General features: G+C 68.7%; 2 protein-coding genes. Both read right to left on the bottom strand.

What is annotated here, in order from left to right:
• A partial coding sequence (locus tag J7J33_00445) for a hypothetical protein (protein ID MCD6167766.1) occupies positions 1-655 on the bottom strand: 655 nt, incomplete at its 3' end.
• Positions 652-1,475, bottom strand: an 824-nt coding sequence (locus J7J33_00450) for an ROK family protein (GenBank protein MCD6167767.1), incomplete at its 5' end; no start/stop codon positions are given. The genes J7J33_00450 and J7J33_00445, both read right to left, overlap by 4 nt.

A 1,475-nucleotide genomic window follows, 5' to 3' on the forward strand; every position in this document is an offset into this window, starting at 1 on the left:
GCACCCGCAGGGCGGAGAAGGGCTCGTCCCCCAAAGCGATGAGGGTGGCCAGCTTGAAGCCAGCGGGCAGCTCCCCCACCGACCCGTGCAGCCCCCGGGCCACCCCGCCCGGGATCCGTGCCAGGGCGCTGGTGAGGAACCAGTTCGCCGGGGCGATGGCCAGCGCCCCGGTCTGGGAATAGAGGACCAGCGGGGCCAACGCCTGGGCAGGGAGCTCCCCCGGCCCCCGGCCCAGGACGGCGGTGGGCCAATAGCCCCCAGGGTAACCACCGCCAGATCCATCCAGCCCATAGGTGACCGCCAGGAACTCGCGCTCCGCGGGGAAGGAGAACGCCGGGGCATAGATACAGGGCTCGGCGAACGAATCCGTGGTCTTAAGGCCGGAAACGGCCTGCAGGAGCTCCACCTCCAACCAGATTGCCTCCCCGTAGTCCCTGAGGGTGAAGGAGAGAAGCGGTTCGGCACCCTGCAAGTAGACCCGCCGCCAGGAAGTGAACTCCCCCCAGTCGTCCCGGCCCGCTTCCCGCTCCCAACCTCCGGCCGCGAGCCCCTCCGGAGCCTTCGGCAGGCGGGGCTCCAACTTCAACATGAACGGCTCGTCCCCGAGCCTAATGTAGGGCCGGCCTTCTTCATCGAAGGACAGGTTCAGTTTCATACCGTGATCCCTTCTGCCGGAAGCCGGAAGAACTCCCGCACCGCCAGCGTGGCGGCCCCGATCAAGAACCCTTCCTCCCCCAGCTCCGCCGGCACGATGACCAGGTCCTCCGCCTCCTTGGGGAAGGAGTGCCGCCGCACCTGTTCCTCGAACGCGGGGAGGAACAGGTCAGCGGCGTCGAGGCGCTCCCCGCCCAGCACCACCGCCTCCGGATTCAGGAGGTTCACCAGGTTCTTGACCCCGATCCCTAGCGCCCGCCCCATTTCGGTGAACACCGCCTGGGCCGCCCGGTCCCCGTCCCGGGCCACCGCGGCCAGCTCCTCGATGCTTTCGTAACCCAAGGCCTTCGCCTGCGAGAGGAGGAACCGATCGGAGGCGTAGACCTCTAGACACCCGCGTTCCCCGCAGCGGCAGCGGGGGCCATCCGGGTTGATGGTAGTGTGGCCCAGCTCCCCCGCCCCGCCGGCGGCGCCCCGGTATAGCTCGCCTCCAATCACCACCCCGGCGCCGATCCCCTCGCCCACCGTTACACACACGAAGTTCCGGAAGGCCCGGCCTGCCCCGTACCAACGTTCGGCCAGGGTGAGGGCGTTGACGTCGTTCTCCAGGTAGACCGGGAGGCCGACCAGCTGTGAGAGGGGGGCCGCCAGCGGGACCTCCCGCCAGCCCAGGATGGGGGAATAGAGTTCGATCCCCCGGGCGGCGTCCACGAACCCGGAGATCCCTATCCCCACCCCCAGAAGCCTTCCCTCCCCAAGTTCTTCCACCAATCCCTGAGCCAATTCCAGAAACCGCTGGGGATCGAGACGCTCCGGGAAGG

It is taken from the genome of Caldisericia bacterium, assembly GCA_021158845.1.
Taxonomy (GTDB): Bacteria; Caldisericota; Caldisericia; order B22-G15; family B22-G15; genus B22-G15.